The sequence below is a fragment of the Paracoccus sediminilitoris genome, from assembly GCF_003259195.1.
In the GTDB taxonomy this organism is placed as follows: domain Bacteria; phylum Pseudomonadota; class Alphaproteobacteria; order Rhodobacterales; family Rhodobacteraceae; genus Paracoccus; species Paracoccus sediminilitoris.
Genome location: NZ_QJPK01000049.1, coordinates 1 through 6,662 on the forward strand (window position 1 = coordinate 1; position 6,662 = coordinate 6,662).

A 6,662-nucleotide genomic window follows, 5' to 3' on the forward strand; every position below is an offset into this window, starting at 1 on the left:
CATCGCCTTCGAGCGAAAGGCACGGGAAGTGAGCTAAACGCTCTCCACAAAAGCCGGGCAAGTCCAGGGACAGCGGAAAAAGGAGTAGGGTTGCTTGAACCGCGACTGGCTGGATAGGCTCCAGCCTCATCGATTGGCAAAGCCAGAACACAAGGGAGGCAGCGAGCGCGACGGCTGAGAGGAAGGTCTTTGCGCACCTGTCGTAGCGGGTGGCAATGCGGCGCCGGTCCTTCAGGCGACCGAACATGATCTTAATCCGATTGCGCCGCCTGAATTTTCCCTTGTCATAGCAGAGGACCGTGCTGCGCGACTTCCGGCCCGGGATGCAGGGGACGTATCCCCTCGTCCTTCAAAGTTTCCCGAACCAGCCAGCCTCATAGCTGCAGTCAGCACCAACAAAACTATCCTAAGGCTATTACAGCACTTCGATACATGCTCTAGTTGTATTGCAACACTTGTGCTGGGGAAGTCGTTATGGTCGGCTGTTTGAAACTCAAGGTCGTAACAGGGATTGCCTTGTGCGTCTGTCTATCGCAGCAGGCGGCTGCAGACGGGTACTTCCTGCAGGCTGATCTCGGGGGGAAAACCCAAGGCCTTGTCGCTGCCTCCAGCACGGGAGCTATCGGTTATGGCTTCAACGCGGTGAAATATGAAGGTGGGCGCGCGGGCGCCATCAGCGTGACTCATGCTTGGCCTCTTGGCGACATTGCGACCATCAAGGCGGGGCCAACCATAGGGTTCGAGAGAGAAGACGGGCAGGGCACCGATATCGCTGGAGGCGCCAAGGCATCGATAGAACGGTATAGCCCCTCCTCGTTCGGGGCGACCTATGTCTTGGCCGACTTCAGCACCGTCAACGATTCATGGTTCCTGTTGACACAGGCGACATTCCAAGCCCCAGGGGTGAGTGTGGAACTGTCGCGGGGTGGCAGCAACTCCTACCATGAAACGACCGTTGCTCTGCAGAAGAACCTCTCGGATAGCCCTGTCAAACTGCGTCTTGGCTACAAGGTAAGCTCAGAAGAGCTGTTCGCAGGCATTGCCGTAAATACGTTCTGAGGCCTGAAATGACCGCAAAGCCCACCCTGACACTACACCGTTCCGTGATCCTGTTCTGCCTCTCCTGCCTGATGGCGGTGACCGTGGTCTGCGCCAGCTTCGTTCTGCTGCGGGGGGACCGGTTCACCGACAGTACCTTAGCTTTCGCCTCGCGGTTCCGCACGACAGCTGCTGCAGGTGAGCTAGCACGTACGTTGGAACGCGATTGGCACAATCTGGTCTTTTTGACCGATCGGGCCGGAACCCTTGGCCCGCAAGAGCTGTACTATCTCCTGGCCGGGGCGGGGGGCGACGGTACGCGGATTTCTTGGGTCGGATATGCTGATCTTGGCGGCACAGTAGTCGCAGCAACCGACGACCTGCTGGTTGGTCAGGATGTCAGCGCAAGGCCATGGTACCGCAATGGTCTGTCAGGCGGGTTTGCGGGCGATGTCCACGATGCAGTTCTATTGGCGCAGCTGCTTGGCGGGGACGCAGAACAGCCGTTGCGCTTCATCGACCTGGCACGACCGGTTCTGGATCAGAACGGCGACGTGGCCGGTGTCATCGGGATGCACATCAATGCCGAATGGTTGGCAGACTATCTTGCGGGCACGGCAGAGAGGTTCGGTATCGACCTGTTCCTGATCGACCCGAGCGGAGCGATCTCGGCCTCGTCCTCTGAGCAGGCACCGACCGAAGCCGACTTGCAGATCTTGCGCTCGGCGCAGGCGGGGATCGGCGCCGAGGGGCGTGAGACATGGCCCGACGGGCGCGACTACTTCTCGACCGTGGTACCGCAGGTCACATCAGGTGACCTGCCCAGCTTTGGATGGCGGATGATCGGTCGCCTTGATGCCAGCACGGTCCGCTTCGGGGTCGATCTTGTCCGAAACGGTGCGCATTATGCGGCGCTTCTCGCCTTGGCGCTGGTGACGCTGATCACACTTATTTATGCGCGTGTCGTGCTGGCGCCGATCGCGCGCCTAGCCGCATCGGCAGAGCAGATCTCTGAAGGCTCACAGGACTATCCCGCCAATAGCCGCATCACGGTTGAGGCGGCACAGCTGTCAACAGCGCTGGCACGCCTCCAGCGCGATCCGGTCAGCGGCGAGAGCTGAACGACAGTCGCCGACCTATACCCGAAAGGATCCCGAGCAACTGAGCGCGCCCCGTACCCGGGGCCGCACCCTCGGCGTAGAACCGCAGCATTAGGGCTTCGCGCTGCTCTGGGGTTGGCATAAGGCGGATGCGGTTGCCATCCACCGTCTCGGCGATGACAGTGGCGGGAATGTCGCCGATCTTGGCGATCCGCAGTTTGGCCTCGGTGCCAGCGGAATAGATCTTTCCGCGCAGTCTGGCCTCATCCATGTTCATCGCGCTGATCCACTGACGCCGGATATCACCCTCAACCACGAAGACGGCGCGATCTGGCAAGTCGGCGATATGGCGTTCCCGGCGCGGTAGTTCGATGCAGGCAAGAACGGTCAGTGTCAGGACGAAGACGTTGTAGATCGTCCAGAAGATTACGACCCATTTGCCGTCGCCTGCATCGTTGAACGCGAACCGGTCAGACAGGATGCCGATGGTCAGGCCAAGAAGGGTCAGCACCAGCAGGATCAGGAACGGTCGCATCAAGGCCCACTGGACAGTGACCCGGGTGCGGTCTCCCCCCTTTGCCGTCACTGAAAATGGATGGCCCTTGGGTCGGAACATGCCAGTAAACGCCGCGCGGCTGATCGCAATCGCGCCGATCAGCTGGCTGACATCATGCAGGATGGGGACAAACATTCCCGGCATCAGCGTTCGAAGAACCAGAAATGACCACAGGAAATAACACCCAAAGAATGTGATCACGTCGGGCAGGGACGCGTCCACCACGATTATGTTGAAGAACCAGTACAGCAACGGATAGACGACCACCGCGATGCGGAACGGAAAGCTGGTCATCCAGAAGAAGATCGAATCGATGATGCTCCAGCGATCGCGCAGGCGTAGTTTGCTGGCCGACAGAGGGCCCAAGCTGGAGCGGGCAATCTGCATCAGGCCGAGGCACCAGCGCGCGCGCTGCGTTACATATTCCTTGAGCCCTTCAGGGGCGAGCCCCTCGGTCAGGGGTTCGGACAGATAGACCGTCTTGAGCCCGCGTTCCTGCAAGGCCAGTGTCAGCATGAAATCTTCGGTCACGCTTTCCGTTGGAAAGCCGCCGATCTCGCGAAGCGCGGACCAGCGGCAGATGGATGACGTACCGCAGCAGATGGCGATCCCCCACCCGTCACGACAGGGCTGCACGTGATCGAAGAAGAACCGCTGTTCGTCGGGATAGGACTGGCTGATCCCGAGATTGTGCTGGATTGGGTCGGCGTTGAAAAAATGCTGGGGGGTCTGGACCAGTGCCACGTCGGGATCATGAAACAGCGCCAGACTGCGCCCTAGAAAGCCGCGATGTGGAACGAAGTCAGCGTCCAGAACAGCCACAAAATCTGGTGGAACCGGGTCCTCGGCCAGACGATCAAGTGCGTGGTTGATGTTGCCTGCCTTGGACCCCTTGTTGTCTGGGCGACGCATGTATCGGACCTGCTGTTGCGCGCAATAGTCGCGAAGCCAGTCCCGGCGGCTGTCGTCAAGAACCAAGACTTCCTTGTTGCGATGGCGCAGGAACTTAGCGCCGATGATGGTGCGTTCTAAAACCTCCAGGTCCTCATTATACGTGGCAATCAGGATGGCGACCCGTGGTTCGGTTCCACCCCACCAAGTCTCATGGGCGTCCGCTTCGGCGCTGCGGACCTTGATGCGGGACATGATCACGAAGGCGCTGACCGATCCCATCAGCGCGAAAAATTCAAGACCGAACAGCGACCAGCTTGCAAGCATGTCCAAGGTCAAGCCTGGTGGTGCCAGCGTTTCGGTTCCTCTCCACCAGATATAGCGAACGGCCAGCAGAAAGCCGGTCCCCAGCAGGATCGCGCGGTGCAAAGTGCTGTACACATCCACCCAGGACCTCAGCGTCAGCCCAACACCCATGACCAGAAGCAGATGGATCGTGCTAGACCCTAGCTGGCTGAAAAGCAGGACGTCCGGCATCTCAGTTGAATAGCCCGCGGAGGCCATCCAGCGGGCGCGTCTCGAAAAAGGCGCGTCCCGTTTGGCCGATGACACAGTTGTCCGCCCCCCCGTCGCGCAGTGCAGGAACGATCAGTGCCACGTCGAAACGCTCCAGGTGTTTCTGGCTGGGAGGGACCGCCATCGCTTGGTAGATGGTAGCGGCGCCGCTTCCGGCAAGGCGGGCGACAGTAGCATCCTGGACTTCAGAAGAACCCGCAAGTCTGAAGCGCGCGGACTGGCCGACAGCCAGATCATTGTAGGTGCGTTCAGTCACCGACAGGGTCACCATCGTGGCGCTGCAATCCACGAGCCGCAGCAGCGGATCGCCGCGCTGAACGTTGACTCCGTCGGCCTGAAGCACGTCCCAGAAGATCCCGGTTACTGGGCTTTGCAGATCGCCCCCGATCTGGCTGTTGACCCGCAGACGTTCTCGGTTGGCACGCTCACCGACTGCGGTCAGCCTAGCATCGGCTTCGGCCAGACGCGTGGTAAGTGTTGCGATTTCGCTGCGCAATTCGACGCTGCGCTGTTCGGCATAGGGTGCGTCGTTGTAGCCGTCGCCCAGAAATACCCCCTCTTGCGCAGCGCTTAGCGCGATCTGCAGGATCGCCACGCGTTCGCGCGCATGATCAAGCGCCAGCGCATCTAGCCGCGGTTCGGCAGGCAGGCGCTGGTCGTCCTCCTCGACCGCGTCCAGCAGGCGCGGGTCGGATACTGCGGCTTGCTCTTGCTCCAGAATGGCCAGACGCGATCGGGCGTGCATCAGGCGCGTTCGCAGCTCCTCCAGCCTGTTCGTGTGAAAGATGTCAGCGCGTCTGTCCAGATCATTGCGGATGGCATCGGTTTCCGCCAACAGCGACGCGATTTGGTCACGCGCAGCCTCTTCAAGTCTGACTTCCATCAGCAAATCGTTCAGTTTGACGCGATCGGCGATCGGGTCCTCGATGCTGGCCAGCACTTCGCCTTGCGTGACCCGTCCGCCCAGCTGTCGCTCGGGGATTGTCAGGTTTCCGGCAACCGGCGCCCGGATCGTAACTACCGGCGCGTTGACAACCGCATCCGCGCTTGCCCCGGACATCTGTTCACCCACAATGACCCAAATCGACAGGATGATCAAAAGGATGCCGATAATTGGTCTGCTGTATCTCATAAGGCCTGCGATCCAAATCGATGACTCCCATAAAATCATCTTAAGGGAGTAATACATGCCGGTCACTACCATCTAGGGGTGTATCGACTTATTGCGCCGGCGTGTTGCATCCCCCTTCGCGGAAGGCCAGATCAATGAGCATCAGCAGGGTATCGGAATAGTAGTCAGTACCAATGACGGCCGATGCAGCATCAATAGATGCACACTCTATCAAGCGTCGAATGGCAGTGAATCCAAATCGGTCGCTTGCCTGAAGCACCTCCCCTTGCGGTGCCGCCTCAACGACGACATGTCCCGGCAAGGCACCGTCGCTCATCAGGCTCACTGCCGAACGCACTGCCGGGTGATCGATTCTGTTCGACCAAGCCAAATAGAGAGGGATACGGAGAGCGTCATATCCCCATCGAAAGTCATGCTCTAAAGGCTTTGCGAAACCTGCCCGTGTTACATCCACCCAGTTGGGCAGGAAGCCAGTGGCTGCCAGTTCGGCAAGTACGGTTTCTCCATGATCGGCTGCCTGAACGAGCGCAGGCTCATCCGCAGCTTCCCCCAGCTCACGTAGGGCACGTGGCATGATGTAGGATGGGTTGATCAGCACACGATTTTTGGCATGCCTTGCTTCGGCGCCTGGCAGAAGCAGGGGTCCATTCACTGCCCTTGGATCGGAAGCAAGACAGAGGCGTGCAATATCTCGTGCAATTCTGAGACCGGCGTCAGTATGCTCTGTCCACCCAGAGTCCCGTCCGGCTCGAAGCAGTGCCCAGGCACGAAAAAGATCGCCGTCGGTGGCATTGTGCCAGTCAGGAATATTGTTGCCCGCACCTGGCTGCCATTTCCATGCCATCAGGCTATCATCGCGGACCGACAGATGATTGGTCGTCCAACGTTCTATCTGCACAAAAACGTCGCGATCTCCGTGAGCCTGCGCGAGCAAAAGGCCATATCCCTGACCCTCCGAGTGAGAAATCCCCCTTCGATGCTCGTCTACAATTCTGCCGGACCGGACATAACTTTGCACCCAACGTTCCCAAAGAGCGCGGGTGGCACCGGAGTAAACAACATCAGGTTTCGCGATGACGGCTGAAGCGGCCAGTTTTACCAGATGTCGGCGTGTTATCAGCATACCCTCGTCCACCACGCTATCGGGTCAAATTTTTTGGTTGGTATCGCCCAAGGTGTAACTTCAACCACTTTACGTGGAGCGTCTTGAAATATGATAGAGTTTAGGCCGTCATGGCCGGATGCAGAGGTTCTAGGGTCCAGACTCATTGCCTTTCACAGCCAGAACAGAACGGTTGCGGCGAGCATGATCGCTGAGAAGAAGGTTTCCGGGCATCGGTCGTATCGTGTTGCGACGCGCCGCCAGTCC

General features: G+C 59.2%; 5 protein-coding genes and 2 pseudogenes. 2 read left to right on the plus strand and 5 right to left on the minus strand.

Features of this window, described 5'->3' with window-relative positions; translation table 11 throughout:
- Positions 1–139: 139 nt before the first annotated feature.
- Positions 140–391, minus strand: a pseudogene (locus tag DKT70_RS18525) (transposase); the annotation flags it as partial.
- A gap of 83 nt (positions 392–474) precedes the next feature.
- On the opposite strand from DKT70_RS18525, the gene DKT70_RS17085 reads away from it, so the two are divergent.
- Both DKT70_RS17085 and DKT70_RS17090 read left to right on the plus strand, forming a co-directional pair.
- Positions 475–1,059 (plus strand): hypothetical protein, encoded by a 585-nt coding sequence (locus DKT70_RS17085; protein ID WP_111560271.1) that lies wholly within the window; start codon positions 475–477, stop codon positions 1,057–1,059.
- Positions 1,060–1,103: 44 nt separating this feature from the next.
- Positions 1,104–2,159 (plus strand): cache domain-containing protein, encoded by a 1,056-nt coding sequence (locus DKT70_RS17090; RefSeq protein WP_111560272.1) that lies wholly within the window; start codon positions 1,104–1,106, stop codon positions 2,157–2,159.
- Here DKT70_RS17090 and DKT70_RS17095 read toward each other — a convergent pair.
- The 4 genes and pseudogenes from DKT70_RS17095 to DKT70_RS17110 all read right to left on the minus strand — a co-directional run.
- On the minus strand, positions 2,143–4,122 hold the full coding sequence (locus DKT70_RS17095; protein WP_111560273.1) for a glycosyltransferase family 2 protein: 1,980 nt from the start codon (positions 4,120–4,122) through the stop codon (positions 2,143–2,145). The genes DKT70_RS17090 and DKT70_RS17095 overlap by 17 nt on opposite strands.
- Position 4,123: 1 nt before the next feature.
- Positions 4,124–5,365 carry an HlyD family efflux transporter periplasmic adaptor subunit gene (locus DKT70_RS17100; RefSeq protein WP_233490650.1) on the minus strand — a complete coding sequence of 414 codons (1,242 nt, stop codon included), beginning with the start codon at positions 5,363–5,365 and terminating at the stop codon, positions 4,124–4,126.
- A gap of 16 nt (positions 5,366–5,381) precedes the next feature.
- Positions 5,382–6,416 carry a glycosyl hydrolase family 8 gene (locus DKT70_RS17105; protein ID WP_111560275.1) on the minus strand — a complete coding sequence of 345 codons (1,035 nt, stop codon included), beginning with the start codon at positions 6,414–6,416 and terminating at the stop codon, positions 5,382–5,384.
- 152 nt (positions 6,417–6,568) lie between these two features.
- Positions 6,569–6,662 (minus strand): annotated as a pseudogene (locus tag DKT70_RS17110) (IS5/IS1182 family transposase); the annotation flags it as partial.